This window comes from Haloarcula sp. CGMCC 1.2071 (assembly GCF_037078445.1).
Lineage (GTDB): Archaea > Halobacteriota > Halobacteria > Halobacteriales > Haloarculaceae > Haloarcula > Haloarcula amylolytica.
Map to the genome: position 1 here is coordinate 277,646 of NZ_JAYMGY010000002.1, position 21,238 is coordinate 298,883.

Sequence of the window (21,238 nt, forward strand, 5' to 3'; positions counted from 1 at the left end):
TGCTAGAAGGCAATGACCGACCGGATCCGCGTTCTCCACGTCGACGACGACCCGGCTGTCGTCGAAGCGGCCACGAGCGCTCTGGAACAGGAGCACTGTGGCATCACGGTCGAGACAGCGACGAGCGTTGCCGACGGCATCGAACGGCTCAACAGCGACGCGTTCGACTGTGTCGTTGCCGGTTACGACCTGCCGGAGCAGACCGGCGTCGAGTTCCTCGACGCGGTCCGCAAGCGAGCGCCGGACCTGCCGTTCATCCTGTTCACCAGCGAGGGGAGCGAAGCAGCCGCCAGCAACGCGATTTCCGCCGGTGTCACCGAGTATCTCCGGGTCGACGGCGGCGCCGAGCCGTACGCACGGCTCGCACACACCGTCGTCGACGCCGTCGAACGGACAGCCGACAACATCGAACACGCACAGAACACGCGACGCGAGCGCGCTATCGAGGAGCTACACTCCACCGCCAGGGCGTTCATGCGAGCCACGACTGAGGATGCGGTTGCCCAAGTCACAGTGGACACCGCCAGAACCATCCTCAATATGCCGGCCAACGGCGTCCACTTCGCTGACGGCGACAGCCTGTATCCGGTCGCCTGGACCGAACAGGTCGAGGCGCTCATCGGCACGCCCCCGGTGTTCGAGGCCGGAGAAGCGCTCGCGTGGCAGGCTTTCGAAACCGGCGAGGCCCGGGTCCACGACGATATCACGTCGAGCCCGGACCGGTACAACCCGGAGACGGACATCCGCAGCGAGCTCATCCTTCCGCTCGGGGACCACGGCGTCCTCCTCATCGGGTCGAGCGAGGTCAGTGCGTTCGACGACACGGACGTCACACTCGCACGGACGCTCTCGGTCCACGCGACGGCGGCGCTTAACCGTCTCGACCGTGATCGCCAGCTCCGCGAGGAACGCGAGTTCATCGACCAAGCGCTGGATACGCTCGACGACCTGTTCTACGTCATCGGCACGGACGGCAGCCTTCGGCGGTGGAACGAGCGCATCCCCGAAGTCACGGGATACAGCGACGACGAAATCGGCGAGATGGCGGTCGCTGACTTCTTCCCCGATGACGAGCACGGGGCAGTCGAAGCAGCGATAGACGAGACGCGAACCACCGGCCGAGTAACTCTCGAAGCCGAGATTCTGACTGCCGATGGAGAGCGGATTCCGTACGAGTTTGCCGGCACCCGGTTGACAGACGCTGATGGAGCGGTCGCCGGGACCGTGGGTATCGGGCGGGACATCTCCCAGCGCAGGGCGTACGAACGGCGACTGGAACGGAAGAACGAGCGCCTCGACGAGTTCACCAGTATCGTCAGCCACGACCTCCGAAACCCGCTGACAGTCGCGGAGGGGAATCTGGAACTGGCCAGAACAGAACGCGACAGCGACTATCTCGACGAGGTGTCGCGTGCCCACGAGCGAATGCGAGCGCTGATAGACGACCTCCTCACCTTCGCACGCGCCGGCGAAACGGCGACCGACCTCGAATCCGTCACGCTCGCGAACATCGTCGAGGAGTGCTGGCAGACCGTCGAGGGGGACCGGGCGACGCTCGTCGTCGAGACCGACCGTCAGATTCGGGCTGATACGGCGAAACTCCGTCGGCTGGTGTCGAACCTCCTCCGGAACAGCGTGGAACACGGATCCACGCGCGCTCAGCCACCGTCCGACCGCACCGCGGAACACGACGAGGAGAAGCTAACTGTGCGGGTCGGGACAGTCGAAGACACGGATCGGCACGGTTTCTACGTCGCCGACGACGGGCCGGGCATTCCATCGGAGGACCGCGAACAGGTGTTCGAGGGGGGCTACTCGACCGGCGAGAACGGGACCGGGTTCGGGCTCAAAATCGTCAAGCGGATCGCCGAGGTCCACGGGTGGACGGTCACAGCCACCGAGAGCGAGGCCGGCGGCGCGCGGTTCGAGGTAACGGGTCTCGAACCTGCCTGAGCAGGCAGGCCAGCGACATCTGCGGCAGGTCCACTGCGGGACGTGACTGGCCTTTTGGTTCTGAAGCCCTCAGTATGGGTAATGTCATCCCAGCGCCCTCCCCGGCGGGGCTCGCGGCCCGCCGAGCAGTCGGCTGCGCCGAGGGACGAAGCGACGCCCGCACTCGCCGTCGAGGGGTTGTCAAAGCAGTTCGGCAGCGGTTCGGACGTGGTGACGGCCGTCGACGACGTGTCGTTTCACATCGAGCAAGGCACCGTTGTCGGCCTGCTGGGACCCAACGGGGCGGGCAAGACAACGACGATAAAATCGATTCTCGGGCTGGTGTTGCCGGACGCCGGCAGTATTCAGGTCCAGGGTATCGACATGAGCGAGAACCCGCGGGCAGCCTACCGCCACGTCGACGGGATGCTCGAAGGGGCGCGAAACGACTACTGGCGGCTGACCGTCCGGGAGAACCTGCGCTATTTCTCGACCATCAAGGGCGTCAAGCCGGATGCCGTCGCCGACCGTCACGAGCGGCTGCTGGCGAAACTCGACCTCCTGGAGAAGGCCGACGAGCCGGTCCGGGACCTCTCCCGCGGAATGAAACAGAAGGTGTCGCTGGCGAGTGTGCTGGCCAGCGAGTCCGATCTGGTGTTTCTCGACGAGCCGACGCTTGGACTCGACGTGGAAAGCTCGCTGACGCTGCGTCGGGAACTGCGCCGCATCGTCGACGAGCGCGACCTCACGGCCGTCGTCAGCAGCCACGACATGGACGTCATCGAGGACGTCTGCGACCGGGTCATCATCATGAACGAGGGAGAGATCATCGCCGACGACAACGTGGCGGCCGTCCTCAACCAGTTCACCGCGAACGCGTTCGCCGTCACCAGTCCCGACATCACCGACGACCTGCTTGCGACGGTCCGGGAGCGCTTCGAGGTGGCCGACGTGACGAGCGTCGAGCGGGGCCGGCGCGTCGAGGTAGCGACCGACAGCGACGGGTTCTACCGCCTGCTTGCGCTGTGTCGCGACCACGACGTGACGCTTGCCGCCGTCGGCACGGTCGAACCGGATCTGGAGGACGTGTTCGTCGAAATCACGGGGCAGAAACGATGAGAGAGGCGGAGCCGAGACGATGACTGCGAGCGCCGACACGCGCACAGAAGACAGTGATGAGACCAGTGCCCAGGCTGTCAGAGCCGCCATGCAGGCGGGCTATCTCGACCTCGCGCGGGCGGTGCTGTACCGTGAGTACCTCATCTTCGTCCGCTATCCGGCCAACGCCGTCGGCGGCATCGTCATCTCGGTGTTCTTCTTCGGCCTGCTGTTCTACGGCGGCCGGATGCTGGCCGGGCAGGCGATAACCGACTCCATCGAGGGCATCATCGTCGGCTACTTCCTGTGGTCGCTTTCCGTCGGCGCGTACCAGTCCATCTCGAACGACATCGGAAGCGAGGCCCAGTGGGGCACGCTCGAACGCCACGTCATGACGCCGTTTGGCTTCGCGCCGGTCGCGTTCTGCAAGGGCGTCGCGAAGGTCGTCCGGACGTTCATCACCTCGACGGTGGTGCTGGCGGTGATGCTTGCGATTACCGGGACGACGCTCCAGTTGAACGTCCTGACCGTCGTCGTCGTCGCGTCGCTGACCATCGCCTCGGTGCTTGGTCTGGGATTCGCTGCCGGCGGCGTCGCGGTGCTGTACAAGCGCATCGGGAACTGGCTCAATCTGCTCCAGTTCGGGTTCATTATCCTCATCTCCGCGCCCGTGTTCGAACTCGGCTGGACGCGGGTGCTGCCGCTGGCCCACGGGAGCGCGCTCCTCCAGCGGGCGATGGTCGACGGGACCCGACTCTGGCAGTTCTCGGCCATCGACCTAGGACTCCTCGTCGGCGTCCCGGCCGGCTACGTCCTGCTGGGGTACGTCGTGTTCCAGTACACGACCCGTCGGGCCAGACGACTCGGCGTACTCGGCGACTACTGACTTCGGTAGACAGGAGGTTTTACTTGAGGTGCCGGTTATGTGATAGGTAACACTCTCGCTCGGGCTACGCACACAGCGTCGGGCGGTCCTCTGCCCTGCACCCCACAAATGGTCACTCGATATCTCTCATCGGAACGGCTGGTGCCCACCATTGCGACAGTGGTCGTCGTTGGTGTGCTGGCTGTTGCGACGTGGTCGCTCGTGTTCGCGAGTGACGGCGCCGCCGACCAACCCCAGATCGACAGGGACGTACAGCAACGCTACGAGTCGATAGACGGTGTCAGCGCGACCCAGACGACGATAGTCTCACAGAACGGGACAGTTACGAGCAGAATAACCTACGACGCGACGCTCCAACCGGGGACCCAGAAGAGACGGCTCGTACTCGTCAACAGTACGTCACAGGCGAATGACGTGCGTCTCTCGGACGGGTCAACGCTGTGGCTGTACAACGACAGTCGTGGAAGGGCGACACGAATACCCCTCTCCGAGACTGAGTCCGACAGAGGTGAGCGGCTACAGCGCCTCTTCACGAAACTCGACGAGTCGACAGCGGACCCCCGGTCAGTTGAACCACTACCCGTTGTCCCTCGAGGCGAGCGACGGCCGGTCAACTCAACCGAGGGGATGACCGTCAGCTACCGGGGCACGGAGCCGGTTGACGGCCGCGAAGCGTACGTCGTCCATGTGACGCCGAGAAACGGGACAAAAGCATACGAGCAAACCGTCTGGGTCGACACACAGCGGTTTTTCCCGGCCAAGCAGCGGACTGCCTGGACGGCAGACGAGAAGCACACAGTCGTGACGACGAGGTTTGCGAACGTCACCTACGACACCGGAGTTCCCCATGACGAGTTTGCCCCCGACTTCCCGGACGACACAGCAGTCAGCGTTCCGGAACCATCAGATAGGAGGTTTTACCTGCGCTGCCAGTTATGTGCTACATAATATTGTCGTTCAGACAGACCGAACGCAGTCGGGCAGTTCCCCACACCCGGTAACCTGACATATGGCCACTCGACACCTCACATCGGAACGACTGGTCCTCACCGTCGCGACGGTCGTCGTCGTTGGTGTACTGGCTGTTGCGATCTGGTCGCTTGCGTTCGCGAGTACCGGAACCGCTGATCAGCCCCAGATCGACGCGGACGTACAACAACGCTACCAGTCGATAGACGGCGTGAACGCGACACAGACGACGACGATCACCCGGAACGGGACAGTTGCGAGCCGGACGACCTACGACGCCGCGCTCCGGCCGGGGACCCAGAAGAAACGGCTGGCGGTCGTCAACAGCACCGTCGAGCGATACGACCGCCGGGTGTCGAACGGGTCGATGCTGTGGCTGTACGACCAGCGCCGCGCGAAGGCGACACGCATCTCTCTCAGCAGAACCGATTCAGACCAGGGTGAGCGGCTGCAGCGTCTGTTTGCGAATCTCAACATGGAGACGACAACCGACACGACGACCGACTCACCGTCGGTTGAGCCGCTGCCCGTCGTTCCCCGCGGCGAGCAGCGGCCGACCGTCTCTGCCGGCTCGATGAGCGTCAGTTATCGCGGTACTGAATCAATCGACGGGCGTGACGCCTACGTCATTCATGTGGCACCGAAAGACGCCACAGCGGCCTACGAGCAGACGGTCTGGGTGGACACAGAACAGTTCTTCCCGGTGAGAAAGCGCACTGCGTGGACAGCCGACGGTGAGCGAACAGTCGTGACGACGACGCACACGAACGTCACCTACGACACCGGTGTGTCCGAGGACGTGTTTACCCCCAACTTCCCCGACAACACGACTGTCACTGTCCCAGAGACGCCCGAAAGACAGACCTACGAGTCGGTCGGTGCGCTCGAAGCCGACACCGAGATCCAGGTTCCGGAGCCCGACATCCCGCCGGGGTACGAACTGACCTATGCGACGCAGACGCGGGGGCGGATCCACAGCGTCGGCCTCCGCTACATGAACCGGACCAGTCTCATCACTGTCGGCAAATACGACCGGCCCGCTAACAGGGACAGCGCCAGCGGAGCGGTGACAATCGACGGGCACCCGGCACAGGTCAGCTACGGACTGACAACCTCAGTTTCGTGGAGCTGTGAGCGCTACCGATACACCGTTCGCGGTGAGGGCGTGTCCGCGGACCGACTCGTCACGGTCGGCCAGTCAATCGGCTGTCCCGGCGGCGAGTGAGCACCCTCGCTGGCATATCAAGCCGCCGTTTTCTGGGCCAGAAGTTCGACTGCACGTTATATTATGGAACCGCTCCTCAATTCGAGTGCAGCGGCCCTGACAACACCGTGCCACCAGCGCCCTCCGGCAATAGCCGCTGTCTGTCCACCATACTGCCCTATGGTTCCCCAGGGCCGCCACCCTGGGGGGAATGTGGGCCAGGCCGCCCGCGAACTGGTCCCCTACCTCGCCCCACCTTCGCCCAAGGGCGGTGCCCTGACCCCGCCGGTCTCCGCTGACACTGCGCCCTTCTCTGACGCGGCTGACTTCTGACTCGGAAACTGACGGGACCTTTTATTCGGGGACGGGACGTTGGTCCAGTACGTGAGTGAGGACCCGGCCGTGGGCGACATCCTCGACCTGCTCAGTGACGAGTACGCCCGGGACATCCTCGCAGCAACGAGTGTCAAACCCATGTCCGCGAAACAGCTCGCCGACCAGTGTGAGATGTCACAACCGACCGTGTACAGACGGGTCGAGTGGCTTCAGGAGTACGGCCTCATCGAGGAACAGACCCAGATAGAAACGGGCGGCAACGACTACAGCGTGTTCGCTGCCACGCTCTCGGAGTTCTCGCTGGCGCTTGCTGACGGTGACTTCGAAACCGATATCGAGCGGACCGAACCGCCGACGTTCCCGGGACAGGACGAACAGGACACCGCGGACCGATTCACAAAAATGTGGGAGAATCTCTGATATGGTCGCCATCGAGACGCTGATGGACTGGCTCATCACCGCCCTGGCGTTTGGCTCGACAGTACTGGGTGGGTACGTCGGCTACCAGGCCTACCGGGGGTATCGCCGGCACAACAGCCGCGCGATGCAGTACCTCTCAGTCGGGCTGTTCTGCCTCACGGCGGTGGTCTTCGTGGTCGCGTTCGCCGGCTCAGTCCTCCTTCGTCAGGGTCTGCTCTCCAGTCAGTTCCAGCAACCGCTGACGCTCGTCACTCGCGCCTTCCAGTTCGTCGGCGTCCTCTTTATCGCATACTCGCTCCACTCCCGGGAGTGAGAGTCGGATGTGCGTGGCGAATCACAGCCGTCCCGAACCGCTGAAGGGTCTCAGGCGGAAAGGATACGTATGACGCAGACACCGGAGGGACGGCCGACGGTCCGCATCGACGGGGCTGACCCGATATTGCTCCCCTGGGACGTTGCACCCGAAACGCTCCCGTTCGATGTCGTCCGCGGGCCGGTCGCGTTCGAGTGTGCCTCCGGGGACCGGATCGAACGCGAATACACCGGCGTCGCCGTATTCGACCTGCTGGAGGCGGCGGCGATGCCCGGCGATACGACCCACGTCCAGTTCGAATCGGCGAACGGCGACCTGGCGTGTATCCCGCTCGCCGACCTCAACGGTGCGGTGCTCGCGCTGGGCGACGGCCCCGGAACCGAGCCGGGACGACCGCGGTTCGTCTCGCCACACATCCTTGGCCCGCGGACGGTCAAGAACGTCTGCCGGCTGCGGTCGCGGGCGCTCGCCGCCGGCGCTGACCGCGAGGCCTACGAGCGGCTCCCGCTGGACGACTGACGCTGACCGACGGACTACTCCAGCAGACCGATGTCCTTCGCCAGACGGTCGGCGAGTTCTTCCAGCACATCGGGGTCGACCTCGGCGACCGGCTCACCGTCGTGAAGCTGTTCGTTGTGGCGCGCGACGGCGTCCTCGACGTCCTCGAAGGCGACCGATGTCCGCGTCCCGCACTCCTCGCATACGACCGGAATCTCGGGCTGGTCGGCTGTCATTGACGGCAGTTTCTTTCGCTCCCCGATAAACGGACCGGAGCGTTCCGTGGGCACAGGCTGACAGTCACTCCAGCACGCTCTTGGGCCGTTTGAGGTAGAACGCCTGCTCGGTGACGCGTTCGTAGACGGCATACAGCGTCTCGACGGCGTCCGGGTCGGGGTCGAACTGCAGGTGCGGCGCGGTGTGGTACGCCTTGCAACTGGTCAGGAAGAAGTACAGCGTCCGGTGGTGGGCCGGCGTCGCGTCGACGACGCCCATCGACCGTCCGCCCAGGCCGTCGGAAAAGTCGTTGAGCAAGGCAGCAATATCGTCGTTCAGTTGCTCGTCGGGCCGGGTGAGTGGCGCACCGAGCGTCTGCTGGAGGAACTCGCTGGTCGCCCGCAGGAACGGGTTCGAGTCCATGCCCGTCGGGTCCACAGCGCTGAACGCGTCGTACAGGTCAAGCAACGCCGTCAGTTCGTCGTCGGTCAGCGCGATGGGTTTGACGGGGTCGCCCTGCGGGAGCGAGTAGTCCGGGAAGGAGTACGACTGCGGGTCCGGCACCTGCCCGAACACGGTATCGAGACTCATGGTTGTAATTCGGCGGGGAGACGCCTAATTGTTGGGTAGTGAAGGGGGAACGAGACGCCAGAGCGGCCCCACCAGAACACATATCAAATCGTGTGCGGATATCTGAGCCGATGCCCTCCACCAATCGCACAATCGCTGCACAGCGACGCCTCGAACCGGGAGCACTGCGTGGACCACGGTCAGTACCAAACGAACACTCCAGCCCGGCGAGGGACCGCAACTGATGCCGACGTTCACCGTCCGACTGGCCGATGGCTGGAAGAGAGCGGGCGATCACATGTCGTTCATCTTGATCCCGATACTGCTGGCGGTCATGCAGACGGATAGTATCCGGCAAGTACTCACCTACGACGGGGTCCACTTCGGTATCAAGTTCGGCGTCCCCGCGTCCGTCGTGACCATCTGGCAGTTCGTTGACCCGCCCAGTACCGGCGTGTCGGTGAACGCCGGCCTCCCGCTATCGCTTCCGTTCGCCGTGGTGGTCGTCCCGTTGGCGGTCCTCTTGCGGGCCGGCCTGAGCGCGGGCTATTTTGGCGCTATCGCCGCGCATCTCGTCGGCCGCGACGACGACTTCGCTACCAGCGTCCGGACCTATTTCCTCCCGTTTCTCGCGATAACCGTGTTGCCGTATCTGTTCGTTGTGCCGTTCGCGCTGGGCGCAGTCGGCGTCGGAGGGGTCGGTGGCGGTGGCGCGGTTCTCGGGGTAATCGTCATCCTCGTGCCGCTGCTGCTGGCCGTCGGATATCTGTTCTGGGCCACGCCGTATCTGATCGTGTTGCGCGAAACCGGCCTGCTGGCGGCGGCTCGGGGCTCGTACGAACTGGCTGTCGACGGTGGAGCCTACCTCGCCTACACAGTCGGCTACGCGGGACTCGTTTTGCTCGTCTCAGCGGTGGCGACCACTACCGTCGTCAACGTCCCCGCGGTCGGCCTCCCCATGGGGATCGTGGGCGGCGGACTGCTGGGGCTCGTACTCAATATCACGACGATGCGGTTCGTCGCGGATGTCGACCCGCAGTCACCGTCGGCTGGCGAGTGGCCCGAACGGCACCGCAGCGGCAAAGCCGCGGTCAACACGTAGGGCGTCGGCTCACTCGCCCTGCTCGTCCAGTTGCTCGACGAGGCTGATACCGTAGATCGTCCGCAGAACCGTGCTGGCGTCGCCGGCCTCGTACACCAGGTCGTCCCTCGAACTGACGTGGTCGAGCACGTCGGGCGAGGAATGGGCGGGAGCAGCAGCGATACCGGCGTCATTCTCGTCGACCCAGCGCATCACCCGCAGGTCGCTCTTGCTGTCGCCCATCACGAGCGCGAACGGGTCGTCGATGCCGAGCACGTCGAAGGCCTCCTCGACGCCGGCGGACTTGTCCAGTTCGAGGCTCACGAGTTCGGCCGCGTCGCCCTCGTAGTAGCCCAGGTCGACGCGTTCGAGGATGTCGCGGAACGCCTCGGGCGCGTCGTCGATGTCGGCGTCGGTCGAGAGGCCGCCGGCCTGGAGCACGTCGAGGATCTCCGGGTCGCGGCTGAAGTAGGCCCGGGCGTACGCCGCTGGGTCCGCGACCTCGGCGTCGACCTGCGCGGCGATGGCGTCGCCGACCAGTCCACAGAGGTACCGCAGCGACTCGTCGATGATTTCGACGGCGTTGTCGCTGCCGACCTCGGCGTTGGGTTTCAGCGTGACGTTGAACTCGTTGCCCTGGAGGTGACAGCGCTTGCCGACGGCGTCGGGGGCCTCCGAGAGGACCCGCCGGCGGACGGTCTCGAACACGTCCACGACCGCGTCGTCGAGACGCTCGTAGAGGAGTCGCTTGGTTTCCTCGCCGTGCTTGGGCGTGAACACGCCGTTGCCGGACTCGTAGACGATGCTCATCTGGCCGGAGGAGACGAGGTCGTTACCAAGCCCCTGTATCATGAACCCCTTGACGTTCTCTAAGGTCTGGCCGGTACAGACGACGATGGGGACGCCCGCTTCGTGGAACTGCGTCAGGAGATACAGCGTGTCGCGGGGGATTTCGTTGTCGGTGTCACCGGCCGACCGGAGCGTCTCGTCGACGTCCAGCACGAGCACGTTCACCGACCGGTCGTACTTCGAGTAGAGGTCGAGCGCGGTAAAGGCCTCGTCGCGGGTCAGCCGCGCTGCGATTTCCACATAGGTCTCGCCGGTCCCGGGAAACTCGTCAGTGATGTCGGATTTGAGGGCGTCGAGGCGGTCACTGGCGGTTTCCCACTGTTCCAGCGCGACGGTCGAGCTGAGCGGGGGAAACAGGTCGACGAACTCCTGATAGCCGCGCAGCGTCGTCGTGTCTACGCTCTTATACAGACGGTAGAGTTGGTCGTATTGTTCCATGTCGATATCCACAGGATAGTGGCGACTGACGGCGGGCGCACTTTAGCTATCGGGTTTACGGTACTCGCAGCAAAAAACGGCTGGTTTGCCAACACCGCTGCCGAGGGGCGGGCCGCTGCTACGCCTCGTCGCCGCCGTCGGTCAGCACCTCGGTTTCGGTCGCCTCCTCGTTGAGGAAGGACGGGAGTTCTTCCTCGTCCTCGTCAGTTGCCTCGTCGTCCGCCGTCGCTTCGGTCCAGGAGCGTTCTCTGTGGTGGCACATGGGTCGTCACCATGCGAGGGTCAGGACTGTTCTGTGTTAACTATTTTCATGACTATGCTGATAGGCGCGGCGAAGGCAGACAGTATCAAGTCGCTTCGCCCGTTAGCCGGTGGCAAGCACATGCGGAGGCACGTATGACCGATATCCAGCGACTCGACGACCGGACCGTCGAACGCATCGCGGCCGGCGAGGTGGTCGAGCGGCCGGCCTCCGTCGTCAAGGAACTGGTCGAGAACGCCATCGACGCCGACGCGACCCGGGTCGAGGTCGTCGTCGAAGCCGGCGGAACCGACGGGATTCGCGTCACGGACGACGGCGTCGGGATGGACCGCGAGGCCGTCGAAACGGCCGTCGAGAAACACACGACGTCGAAGATCCGCGACATCGCGGACCTGGAGGGCGGCGTGGGAACGCTCGGCTTCCGCGGCGAGGCCCTGCACGCAATCGGGGCGGTCTCACGGCTGACGGTCCGAACCAGGCCCCGCGGCGGCGACGTGGGAACGGAACTCGTCCTCGAAGGCGGCGACGTCACGTCGGTCGGCCCCGCCGGCTGTCCGGAGGGGACGACGATAGCAGTCGAGGACCTCTTCTATAATGTCCCGGCCCGCCGGAAGTACCTCAAACAGGAGTCGACGGAGTTCGCACACGTCAACACCGTCGTCGCCAGTTACGCGCTGGCTAACCCGGATGTGGCGGTCTCGTTGACCCACGGCGACCGCGAGACGTTCTCGACGACCGGCCAGGACGACCTGCGCGAGACGGTGATGTCCGTCTACGGCCGGGAAGTCGCCGAGTCGATGATATCGGTCGGAGCGGGTTCGGAAGCGAACGCGGATGGCGACGAGAGTGATAGTTTCCCTGACGGGCCGCTCGACGGCGTCCACGGCCTCGTCTCGCACCCCGAGACGAACCGGGCCGGCCGCGAGTACCTCTCGACGTACGTCAACGGTCGCTACGTCCGGGCCGGCACCGTTCGCGACGCCGTTATCGACGCCTACGGCACCCAGATCGCGCCGGACCGCTACCCCTTCGCCGTCCTCTTTCTGGACGTGCCCGCGGGTGATGTGGACGTGAACGTCCATCCCCGAAAAATGGAGGTCAGATTCGCCGACGACGAGGGCGTTCGCGAGCAGGTCCGGACTGCCGTCGAGGACGCGCTGTTACGGGAAGGATTACTGCGCTCGACAGCGCCGCGTGGCCGATCAGCACCCGAGCAGACGGAGATAACGCCCGAATCGGACGGAGCGAACGACAGCGAGCGCGAACGGTCGAGTCCGGACGGCCGGGACACCGGAGACGAAGCAGCAACGCCGGGACGGACGGATACCACCGCAACGGGAAGCGCTGATGCAACAGCACAGGAGCCGGATACCGAGCCCACAGACCGCCCGGAAAGCACGCAGACCGAGTCAGCGGGTCGCCAGTCCTCCGACACAGCCCAATACATTCAATCAGACGACACGAAACGGGCCTCCGCGACCGGCCCAACGGACGATGCGTCGGGCGAATCCGGGGTGCGCGATCCAGAGGGTAGTGTTTCGAGTGGAAATAGCAATGGTGAGCGCCGTGACGCGTCCGCAACGGGCCGGACAGAGACAGAGCACGAGGACCGGAAGTTCACCGGCGGCCAGGAGCAGGCGCGCCTCGGCGACGACCCGGAAGCGACCCACGAGTCGCTGCCCTCGATGCGGATTCTCGGACAGTTAGCCGACACCTACGTCGTCGCGGAGACGGACGACGGCCTCGTACTGGTCGACCAGCACGCGGCGGACGAGCGGGTCAACTACGAGCGGCTCAAAGCCAAGTTCGAGGGCGAAACGACGACGCAGGCACTTGCTAACCCTGTCGAACTGGAACTGACCGCACGCGAAGCCGAGGTGTTCGACCGGCGCAGCGACGCGCTGGCGAGTCTGGGGTTCCACACGGCGCGGACGGGTGAACGCAGCGTCGAGGTCCGGACCCTTCCGGGCGTCATCGCCGATGCGGCCGGCCCGGATATCGTCAGGGACGTACTGGGCGCGTTCGTCGCCGGCGACGACGAAGCGGCGGCGACGGTCGAAGCGGCGGCCGACGAACTGCTCGGCGACCTGGCGTGTTACCCCTCGGTGACCGGGAACACATCGCTGACCGAAGGCTCCGTCCGGGAGCTACTCGCCGCGCTGGACGAGTGTGAGAACCCCTACGCGTGTCCCCACGGACGACCGACGGTCATCCACATCGACCGGCAGGAACTGGAAGACCGGTTCGAGCGGGATTACCCCGGACACGGCGGTCGGCGGCGATAGCCTGAGAGGGCGGCACCGACACAACAATCGATACAGCCGATTGAACTAAACCTCCGTCTCCCGATGCACGCGGTATGTCACTCGTAACGTTCGGTGAGACCGCTCTGAGATTTGCACCCCCTGACGGACAGCGATTCGAGACGGCCCGCGAGGCGTCGATTCGCGTCGACGGAACCGCGAGCGGCGTTGCGGCAACAGCCGGCCGACTCGGGGCTGACGCACGGTGGCTCTCGAAGATCCCGGACACACCACTCGGGCGGCGCGTCGTCGCGGAACTCCACGAGTTCGGGCTGGAAACGGACATCGTCTGGGCAGACCCGGACGCTGGACGGCAAGGGCTCACGTTCCACGAGGACGCCGACCCGCCCCGTACCGAGCGGCTGCTACAGGACCGCGGTAACACCGCGATGGCGACGCTGACGCCCGGTGAACTTCCGATGGGCGCGATACAGAACGCGGACGTAGTGTTCACCTCGGGCGCGACCCTCTCACTCTCTGACACAGCCGCTGACACGACGGGAGCGCTGCTCAGAGCGGCCGCAGGGATGCGAGCATTCGATCTCGATTTCCACCCAGGGCTGTGGGACGCCGAAGACGCCCGCGACGCGCTTGCAGACCTGCTACCGGCCGTCGATACCCTCTTTGCCGCCGAAGAGCAGGTTTCCGCGGTGTTTGACACGACGGGGAGTCCGCGCGAAGTCGTTCACACGCTCGCGACGGAGTACGATCTCACCCGCGTGATTCTCACACGGAGCGAGTACGGCGCGGTGGCCTACCACGACGGCGTCATTCACGAGCAGGATGCCATCGAGACGACCGCCGTCGACGAGTCGGGACAACACGAGGCCTTCATCGGCGCGACGCTCCAGCAACTGGCCGCCGGCGCTGACACGGACGAAGCGCTGCTCCACGGTGTCGCAGCAGCAGCCCTCTCCCGGACACTGTCGGGGCCGCTGACACCGCTCGAACCGTCCGAGGTCGAGCGTCTCGTCGATTCACAGCAGTCCAGACGGCCGTAGGTGGCACGTACCGGCCGGCCGTTCCGATCTCTGTTTACTCCGCTATGAGCCAGGGACGTCCGCCGTGACGCGGTGACAATTAGACCGTGGACGCGACAGACGGCAGCGGTCAGCGCGTCACCGCCGCCGTGACGATGGCCGCACGGCTTGTAGCCCCTTCCCGCACACACCGACGGCGCTAACGGGACGTTTTTCCCCACGAGGGCCGCATGCCCGTACAATGACTGTTCTCGAGTCCGTTCACGAGGCCCACGGAGCGACGTTCAGGGAGGTCGGTGGTCGGCGCGTCGTCGACAACTACGGGCGACCGGAGCGGACCCACCGCGCAGTTCGGAACGTCGTCGGAGCGATGGAGTACGGCTACGGCGTGATTGTCGTCACCGGCGAGGACCGCGTCGACTACGTCGACAATGCCGTCTCGAACCGCGTGCCAGACGATGACGGCGCGGGCTGTTACGCGCTCCTGCTCGACCCCGACGGCCGCGTCGACACGGACATGTACGTGTACAACGCCGGCGAGCGCCTGCTCGTGTTCACACCGCCCCAGAAAGCCGAGGACCTTGCCGCGGAGTGGGCGGACAAGACGTTCATTCAGGACGTCGAGTTCGAGGTGGCGACCGACGACTTCGCCGTCTTCGGCGTCCACGGGCCGAAGGCAACGGAAAAAATCGCCAGCGTCCTCCACCAGACCGGGACCCCGCCAGCGCCGCTGACCTTCGAGCGCGGCGAACTCGGCGACGCCGGCGTCTCCGTCATCCGGACGGACAACCTCGCCGGTGAGGAGAGCTACGACGTGGTCTGTAGCGCCGATGACGCCGAGGCCGTCTTCGACACGCTCGTCAACCGCGGGCTCAACGCCGTTCCCTTCGGCTACCGGACCTGGGAGACGCTGACGTTAGAGGCCGGCACGCCGCTGTTCGACACCGAAATCGAGGGGGCGCTTCCAAACAATCTGGGCCTGCGGAACGCTCTCGACTTCGAGAAAGGGTGTTACGTCGGTCAGGAGGTCGTCTCCCGCATCGAGAACCGGGGCCACCCCACTCAACGATTAGTCGGCCTCGCCGTCGAGGAATGCCCCGAATCCGGTGCCGCGGTGTTCGCTGGCGACGAGCACGTCGGCGACGTGACCCGGGCCGGCCGGAGCCCGATGCGGGAGGCCCCGATTGCGCTGGCGAATCTCAGTTGGGAACGGCCCGAAGACGCGCTGACCATCCGCATCGACGGTGAACCGGTCAGCGCACAGCAGGTCGACCTGCCCTTTATCGACGGCTCGGCGCAGTCGGCGCGGTTGCCGACCTACGAGTAGCGGGGGTCACGCCAGTTCGATAGCCGCCCGCCCGCTGGTCGCGCTCCGAATTCGGTCCCGCAGTTCGCTGCCCTCCACAGTGGGCACCCGAACCTCGAAGACGACTTCTGCCTCGTAGTCGGCCTCGAACTCGACACCTGCTGATTCAAGCAGGCTCCGAACGGTGCCGGAGTCGTCGTAGGCGACGGTTACGGTGAACTGCTCGTGGGGCACCTCCTCGACCACGCCTGCGTCGTCAACGCCCTCTTTCACCGCTCTGGAGTAGGCACTGGCTAGGCCGCCGACGCCGAGGTTCGTCCCGCCGTAGTAGCGCGTGACGACGGCGACGACGTTCTCGATATCGCGTTGCTGGAGAACGTTCAGCGCGGGGTCGCCGGCGCTGCCGCTCGGTTCGCCGTCGTCGCTGGCATACTCCCGAAAAGGGTCCGCGCGGACGCGGTAGGCGGGGACGTTGTGGGTCGCGTCGGCGTACTCCTCCCTGACGGCGTCGACGAACGCTTCGGCGTCCTCGACGGTCGTCGCCGGCGCGACGTGGCCGATGAACTCCGAGCCCCGTACCTCGAAGCGCGCCTCGCCGCGGCCCGGAACGGTCCGATAGCTGTCCGTCACGGGCCGGCGTACGCCCGGCGGCGGAATAGCGTTTGTCGTTCGCGCTCCCAGCAGTGAGTCAGTCCGTCCTGCCGTCCGGTTGCCGCGACCCCCAGACCCGCTTGTCAAGCAGTTTGACCCGCATTCCGTCCCGAACCCGGAGCTGACAGGAGAGTCGCGGGTAGCCAAAGCGGTCGGCGAGGTCGTCGTGCCAGTGGTCGGGGTCGGGCGGCTCGGCGAGACGGACGCCGCAGGTGGCACAGATGCCGCGGCCGCCGCAGTTGACCCGCTTGGCGTAGCGGCCGTGCGGCGAGAGGTCGGCATCGAGAAGCACGTCCCGGAGGACAGCCCCACGTTCGGCGGTGAGTTCGTGGGTTTCTCCCGCGGGCGTCTCGACGGTGAGCGTTGCTGCCATTACGCCAGTTCGATGGTCCGGACGAACGCCAGGCGACGGATTTCGTTGATGAGGTCGCCGGGCAGTTCCTCGTCAGTGATGACGTACAGTTTCGGTTCGTCGGTGAACTCGGGGTCTTCGCTCAGGACCTGGCGGATAGAGATGCCGTGGTCGGCGATAGCCGACGTGACCGTCGAGACGATGCCGGACTCGTCGGCTGCGCGGACGGTAACAGTGATTGCATGCAGATCGAGCACCGGGGCGAGATCGAGCAGGCTCGGCACGGAGGAGATGTTGCGGAAGATGCGCCGCAGGTCGTCGTCGTCGAGAATCGCGTCCGTCGTCGCGTTGACCACGCGGCGGTCGACGTCGGCCTCGCGGGCGATACCCGTGTTCGGGATTTCGATACCGCCCGAGACGACGCGGCCGTCCTCGTTGACGGAGAACCCTCGTTCCAGCAGCAAGCGGATGACGTCCTGCTGACCGGGAGAGTCCTCGAATTTCTGCATGATCTCGTCGAACATACGGAACGGTGGACGCGGGGCCACTAATCGGTGCCGACAGCGGTCGAAACAAGGGGTCGCGGTCGGCTACAGTTCGCCCTTCGTACTCGCCACGTCGGAGCGTCGCTCGTCGATACGGGTCGCATCGTCGAGCGCCCGCGCCAGCCCCTTGAACAGCGCCTCGATCTCGTGATGAGCGTTCTCGCCCTCGACGCCGCAGTGCAGCGTCAGCCCGGCGTTCATCGACAGTGAGCGGCAGAAATGCTTGGCCATGTGGCTGGTCATCCCACCGACCGAGGCCTGTGAGAACTTACCGTCGAACTCGAAGTACGGCCGGCCGGAGATGTCGACGACGACGCTCGCAACAGCCTCGTCCAGCGGGACCTTGCGGTCGGCGAACCGACGGATGCCGCGCTTGTCGCCCAGCGCCTCGGTGAACGCCTCGCCGAGCGTGATGGCGACGTCCTCGACGGTGTGGTGATCGTCGATATCCAGGTCGCCGTCGCACTGCACGGTCAGGTCGAACAGCCCGTGAGTCGAAAAGGAGTCGAGCATGTGGTCGAAGAAGCCGATGCCGGTGTCGATGGTGCTGTCGCCGTCGCCGTCGACGTCGAGCGTGACCTCGATGTCCGTCTCGGCCGTGGTCCGCGTGACGGCCGCCGTCCGGTCGGTCATACGTATCACCTATCAGGCCGCGTATTTGTGGATTGCGTCCGGCCACCCGGTCCAATAGTTACTCTGTCTGCTCGTCCAGTAGCGCCAGCAATCGGTCGGTCACCGCCGGCGCGTGTTCGACGAAACAGCAGTGGCGTCCCTCGACGGCCTCGCCGGTCCCGCGGGGGAGGTCCGCCGCCAGTGACTGCGCGGCCGCCGGCGACACGACGGGGTCGTCCAGGCCGTAGTACACCTCGGCGGGCTGGGTAATCTCGTACAGCGGCGGCGGGTCGAAAGCCGTCATTGCGTTGGCCTGCGCGTCGCGGGCCGCGCCAGTAGCGTCCTCGTCAGCGCGCCAGCCTGCGATCCGCTCCATGAGGTCCGGGTCGTGCTCGCGGAACGCCGGCGAAAACGCTCCTTCGAGCGATGATGGGGCGTCGAGTGCGAGCACGTCCAGTTCCGCCCGATCCACCGCATCGCCAGATCCCGCCGTACAGTACAGCGTCAGCGAACGGGCGCGGTTGTACTGGTGGGCGTATTCGAGCGCGACCATCCCGCCGAGGCCGGCCCCGACGAGGTGGGCGCTCCCGACGCCGTGGTCGGCCAGGACGGCTTCGAGGTCAGCGGCCAGCGTTCCCACGTCGTACGGTCCCGCCGGCGCGTCCGACCGGCCGGTTCCGCGGAGGTCCCACACCACCGTCTCGTAGGGGCCGGCGACGGCGTCGTAGTGCCAGCCCCAGAGCCACGCCCCGTACCCCACGTCGTTGATGAACACGACGGTGGGGCCGTCGCCGTCAGCCTCGTAATAGAGGGACACGTCGCGATTGCGTGCGGTCGGCATTGTCCGTCGATTCCCGCGCCGGCGGTGTGTCTCTTTCGGTGAGTAGGTCTTTAGCGCTGGCTGTCGAAGGGCCGCCAATCCCGTGTCCGGAGCAGCATCACTTATCGGCGCTGTCGTGTTGGTCGTGAGTCTGGGTGTCGCCGCGCAACTGGTCGCCGACTGGCTCCAGATCCCGAGCGTCGCGTTCCTGCTGGTCGCCGGCGTCTTCGTCGGCCCGCAGGCCCTCGACCTCGTCGACCCCGCGATATTCGGACAGGCCGGGCTGCAGGCTATCGTCGGCCTCAGCGTCGGTATCATCGTCTTCGAGGGGGCGTTCCACCTCACCGTCGAGCGAGTCCGTGAAGCGTCCAGGGAGGCGCTTGGACTGGTGACAATCGGCGCGTTCGTCTCGCTCGTCGGAACCGCCGTCGCCGTCAAGGTCGTGTTCGGGACGACGTGGCCAGTTGCCGTCCTCGTCGGGAGCCTGCTGATCGCCACCGGGCCGACGGTCATCACGCCGATCATGCAGGTGGTCCCAGTCAGGGATCGGGTCGCCGCAGCGCTGGAGACCGAGGGCATCATCAACGACGTGACCGCAGCCATCCTTGCGGTGGCGACGTTCGAGTTCGTCATCGCGAGCCAGTCCTCGCCGGTGGTCGTCGTCGAGGCGTTCGTCGCCCGGCTGGTCGTGGGCCACATCGTCGGTATCGCCGTCGGCGGCGGCATCGCACTCCTGCTCCGGCGGTGGCACCTTTCGGCGGACAACGCCATGCAAAACGCCCGGGCGGTGGTCCTGACCGCGGCGCTGCTGGCGTACGCGCTGGGAAGCATGTGGCTCTCGGAGGCCGGCATCGCGGCCGCCGCCGTTGCCGGTATCGTACTGGGGAACGCTGACCTCCCCCACGAAGAGGAGATCGCCGAGTTCAAGGGCGGTATCACGCTGTTTGTCCTCTCGTTCGTCTTCATCGTGTTGGCCGCCCAGCTATCGCTCGGTGACCTGCGTGCGCTCGGGATCGGCGGACTCGTCGTCGTCATCGTCGTTGTCGCGCTCGTCCGTCCGCTCGGCGTGTTCCTCTCGACGCTGGGTGGACGACTGACCGTTCGGGAGCGGATGTTCGTCGGCGCGATGGGGCCGCGCGGTATCGTCCCGGCCAGCGTCGCCACGCTGTTCGCCATCGAACTGCGTCCCGAGAACCCGGATGCCGCGACGGTCCTCGTCGGGACTGTCTTTCTCGTCATCTTCACGACCGTCATGTTTCAAGGCGGGCTGGCCCGTCACTTCGCGCAAGCGCTCGACATCCTTCCCATGCAAACACTCATCGTCGGCGGCGGTCGCGTCGGCCGGGAACTGGCAGTACGATACGAATCACGCGGCGAGGAGGTCGTCCTCATCGACAGCGACGAGGACACGGTCGAGCGGACGCGGGCCGACGGCCACCGCATCGTCCACGGGGACGCGACGAACGCGCACGTCCTCGAAGAAGCAGGGGCGGACCGGGCGTCCGTTGTCGTCGCCGCAACCGCAGACGACGACGTGAACCTGCTCGTCGCACAACTGGCGACGACTCGGTTCGACGTCGATACCGTGGTCGCCAGAGCGAACCAGCCGAACAACGTCGAGGCCTTCGAGGACCTCGACGTCGAAACGATCTCCGCCGGCTTCGCCGTCGCCGACGCCATCGACGACGCGGTCGAGCGACCGGCGCTGGCCCACTGGCTGTCGGACTCCGGGCGAACGGGGGACGTGCTGGAGGTCGAACTCAGGAACGAGTCGCTGATCGACCGGACGATAGAGGAAACCGCCGACAAGCTCCCGGACGGCTGCCTGGTCGCAATGGTAAGCCGTAACGGAACAGACAGAGTCCCCGACAGCGATTTCCGCCTCGCGAGCGGCGACCACCTGACACTCGTCTGCGAGACCAACGAGGCGATGCGGGACGCCAGACGGCTGTGTCAGGGTAAATAGGCGAGCGTGACGCGCCGCTCAGCGCAGTTCGTCGAGAGAGACGGCCGCTGACCGATCCGCAGTGACCCACTCGGTCACGGATTGCTGGCGGTCCGAGGGGAAAATCGTCAGCTCCGAGGGGTTCTCGGGGTCGTCGTACAGGCAGTCCAGTTCGAACTCCGGCGCTTCGTCCAGGTCAGTGTCCGACGGGGGCGTCGTGGTCGTACTCATGGGTCAGGTAGCACGGGTGGCACTGCAGTTTTCACACAGTTCATCGGTAGTACGACCGCTAGCAGCGGGAATACTGGTCCCACATCGCCGACACGTCCGTTGTGACCGTATGTATTCGGTATGGGACTGAATGTGTGCGAGGTCACGTTCTCCGCTCATATCTGCTATAGATGGGCAGTTACTGAAAATACTTTTGGAAACTCATCCAGATACACCTACTACAACTAAATGTAATTGTATCTCTTGAGTGTATTCGGACCGTTCGGGCAGAATATCGAGTCTTAATCGGACAACTGTCCGAGGTAACCGAGCGTAGAACGGAACCAGCGGTGAGAAAGAACGGGGACGATTCAGGCGGACGCTGTCCCTGGTTCCCGTGATAGTCGCCGTCCGCAGGTGGTCGATGCGGAAATGATGCAGC

Annotated in this window: 23 protein-coding genes; 13 read left to right on the forward strand and 10 right to left on the reverse strand. The window is 65.3% G+C overall.

What is annotated here, in order from left to right; translation table 11 throughout:
* Positions 1–12 precede the first annotated feature (12 nt).
* The 8 genes from VI234_RS05410 to VI234_RS05445 all read left to right on the forward strand — a co-directional run bounded on the left by VI234_RS05410 (position 13) and on the right by VI234_RS05445 (position 7,677).
* On the forward strand, positions 13–1,953 hold the full coding sequence (locus tag VI234_RS05410; protein WP_008307343.1) for a hybrid sensor histidine kinase/response regulator: 1,941 nt from the start codon (positions 13–15) through the stop codon (positions 1,951–1,953).
* An 81-nt stretch (positions 1,954–2,034) separates the two neighbouring features.
* Positions 2,035–3,051: an ABC transporter ATP-binding protein gene (locus VI234_RS05415; RefSeq protein ID WP_336329442.1), complete on the forward strand. Its 1,017-nt coding sequence runs from the start codon at positions 2,035–2,037 to the stop codon at positions 3,049–3,051.
* Between the two features lie 19 nt (positions 3,052–3,070).
* Positions 3,071–3,916 (forward strand): ABC transporter permease, encoded by an 846-nt coding sequence (locus VI234_RS05420; RefSeq protein WP_336329443.1) that lies wholly within the window; start codon positions 3,071–3,073, stop codon positions 3,914–3,916.
* Between the two features lie 141 nt (positions 3,917–4,057).
* Positions 4,058–4,864: a LolA family protein gene (locus VI234_RS05425; protein WP_336329444.1), complete on the forward strand. Its 807-nt coding sequence runs from the start codon at positions 4,058–4,060 to the stop codon at positions 4,862–4,864.
* Positions 4,865–4,925: 61 nt separating this feature from the next.
* Complete coding sequence (locus VI234_RS05430; RefSeq protein ID WP_336329445.1) at positions 4,926–6,110, forward strand: LolA family protein; 1,185 nt, start codon at positions 4,926–4,928, stop codon at positions 6,108–6,110.
* A 363-nt stretch (positions 6,111–6,473) separates the two neighbouring features.
* On the forward strand, positions 6,474–6,845 hold the full coding sequence (locus VI234_RS05435) for an ArsR/SmtB family transcription factor (RefSeq protein ID WP_049942764.1): 372 nt from the start codon (positions 6,474–6,476) through the stop codon (positions 6,843–6,845).
* A gap of 1 nt (position 6,846) precedes the next feature.
* Positions 6,847–7,158 (forward strand): DUF7521 family protein, encoded by a 312-nt coding sequence (locus VI234_RS05440; protein WP_336329446.1) that lies wholly within the window; start codon positions 6,847–6,849, stop codon positions 7,156–7,158.
* Between the two features lie 69 nt (positions 7,159–7,227).
* Complete coding sequence (locus VI234_RS05445) at positions 7,228–7,677, forward strand: hypothetical protein (RefSeq protein WP_336329447.1); 450 nt, start codon at positions 7,228–7,230, stop codon at positions 7,675–7,677.
* A 14-nt stretch (positions 7,678–7,691) separates the two neighbouring features.
* On the opposite strand, the gene VI234_RS05450 is transcribed toward VI234_RS05445, so the two are convergent.
* Positions 7,692–7,892, reverse strand: coding sequence for a hypothetical protein (locus VI234_RS05450; RefSeq protein ID WP_008307333.1), 201 nt, complete (start codon positions 7,890–7,892; stop codon positions 7,692–7,694).
* 64 nt (positions 7,893–7,956) lie between these two features.
* A complete protein-coding gene (locus VI234_RS05455) occupies positions 7,957–8,463 on the reverse strand; it encodes a hypothetical protein (RefSeq protein WP_336329448.1) in 507 nt (168 codons plus the stop codon).
* A 223-nt stretch (positions 8,464–8,686) separates the two neighbouring features.
* On the opposite strand from VI234_RS05455, the gene VI234_RS05460 reads away from it, so the two are divergent.
* Positions 8,687–9,544 (forward strand): hypothetical protein, encoded by an 858-nt coding sequence (locus VI234_RS05460; protein WP_336329449.1) that lies wholly within the window; start codon positions 8,687–8,689, stop codon positions 9,542–9,544.
* A gap of 9 nt (positions 9,545–9,553) precedes the next feature.
* Here the strand turns inward: VI234_RS05460 and VI234_RS05465 are convergent, their stop codons facing one another.
* Both VI234_RS05465 and VI234_RS05470 read right to left on the reverse strand, forming a co-directional pair.
* On the reverse strand, positions 9,554–10,822 hold the full coding sequence (locus tag VI234_RS05465) for an HAD family hydrolase (protein ID WP_336329450.1): 1,269 nt from the start codon (positions 10,820–10,822) through the stop codon (positions 9,554–9,556).
* A 106-nt stretch (positions 10,823–10,928) separates the two neighbouring features.
* Positions 10,929–11,072, reverse strand: coding sequence for a hypothetical protein (locus tag VI234_RS05470; RefSeq protein ID WP_004590504.1), 144 nt, complete (start codon positions 11,070–11,072; stop codon positions 10,929–10,931).
* A 134-nt stretch (positions 11,073–11,206) separates the two neighbouring features.
* Here VI234_RS05470 and mutL point away from each other — a divergent pair, with 134 nt between their 5' ends.
* The 3 genes from mutL to ygfZ all read left to right on the forward strand — a co-directional run bounded on the left by mutL (position 11,207) and on the right by ygfZ (position 15,682).
* Entirely contained in the window at positions 11,207–13,357 is a 2,151-nt protein-coding gene (gene mutL / locus VI234_RS05475; RefSeq protein ID WP_336329451.1) for a DNA mismatch repair endonuclease MutL, read from the forward strand.
* A gap of 74 nt (positions 13,358–13,431) precedes the next feature.
* Positions 13,432–14,376, forward strand: coding sequence for a sugar kinase (locus VI234_RS05480; protein ID WP_336329452.1), 945 nt, complete (start codon positions 13,432–13,434; stop codon positions 14,374–14,376).
* A gap of 220 nt (positions 14,377–14,596) precedes the next feature.
* On the forward strand, positions 14,597–15,682 hold the full coding sequence (gene ygfZ / locus VI234_RS05485) for a CAF17-like 4Fe-4S cluster assembly/insertion protein YgfZ (protein ID WP_336329453.1): 1,086 nt from the start codon (positions 14,597–14,599) through the stop codon (positions 15,680–15,682).
* 6 nt (positions 15,683–15,688) lie between these two features.
* Here the strand turns inward: ygfZ and VI234_RS05490 are convergent, their stop codons facing one another.
* The 5 genes from VI234_RS05490 to VI234_RS05510 all read right to left on the reverse strand — a co-directional run bounded on the left by VI234_RS05490 (position 15,689) and on the right by VI234_RS05510 (position 18,662).
* Entirely contained in the window at positions 15,689–16,291 is a 603-nt protein-coding gene (locus VI234_RS05490) for an IMPACT family protein (protein WP_336329454.1), read from the reverse strand.
* Positions 16,292–16,349: 58 nt separating this feature from the next.
* Entirely contained in the window at positions 16,350–16,685 is a 336-nt protein-coding gene (locus tag VI234_RS05495) for a 2Fe-2S iron-sulfur cluster binding domain-containing protein (protein ID WP_008307321.1), read from the reverse strand.
* Positions 16,685–17,188 (reverse strand): ACT domain-containing protein, encoded by a 504-nt coding sequence (locus tag VI234_RS05500; RefSeq protein WP_336329455.1) that lies wholly within the window; start codon positions 17,186–17,188, stop codon positions 16,685–16,687. The genes VI234_RS05495 and VI234_RS05500 overlap by 1 nt, the downstream gene beginning before the upstream one ends.
* 66 nt (positions 17,189–17,254) lie before the next feature.
* A complete protein-coding gene (hisB, locus tag VI234_RS05505; RefSeq protein ID WP_336329456.1) occupies positions 17,255–17,842 on the reverse strand; it encodes an imidazoleglycerol-phosphate dehydratase HisB in 588 nt (195 codons plus the stop codon).
* Positions 17,843–17,900: 58 nt separating this feature from the next.
* Positions 17,901–18,662 carry an alpha/beta fold hydrolase gene (locus VI234_RS05510; RefSeq protein WP_336329457.1) on the reverse strand — a complete coding sequence of 254 codons (762 nt, stop codon included), beginning with the start codon at positions 18,660–18,662 and terminating at the stop codon, positions 17,901–17,903.
* A gap of 82 nt (positions 18,663–18,744) precedes the next feature.
* Here VI234_RS05510 and VI234_RS05515 point away from each other — a divergent pair, with 82 nt between their 5' ends.
* On the forward strand, positions 18,745–20,607 hold the full coding sequence (locus VI234_RS05515; RefSeq protein ID WP_336329458.1) for a cation:proton antiporter domain-containing protein: 1,863 nt from the start codon (positions 18,745–18,747) through the stop codon (positions 20,605–20,607).
* Positions 20,608–20,625: 18 nt separating this feature from the next.
* On the opposite strand, the gene VI234_RS05520 is transcribed toward VI234_RS05515, so the two are convergent.
* Positions 20,626–20,817, reverse strand: a complete 192-nt coding sequence (locus VI234_RS05520; RefSeq protein ID WP_008307315.1) for a DUF7511 domain-containing protein — start codon at positions 20,815–20,817, stop codon at positions 20,626–20,628.
* Positions 20,818–21,238: the final 421 nt, after the last annotated feature.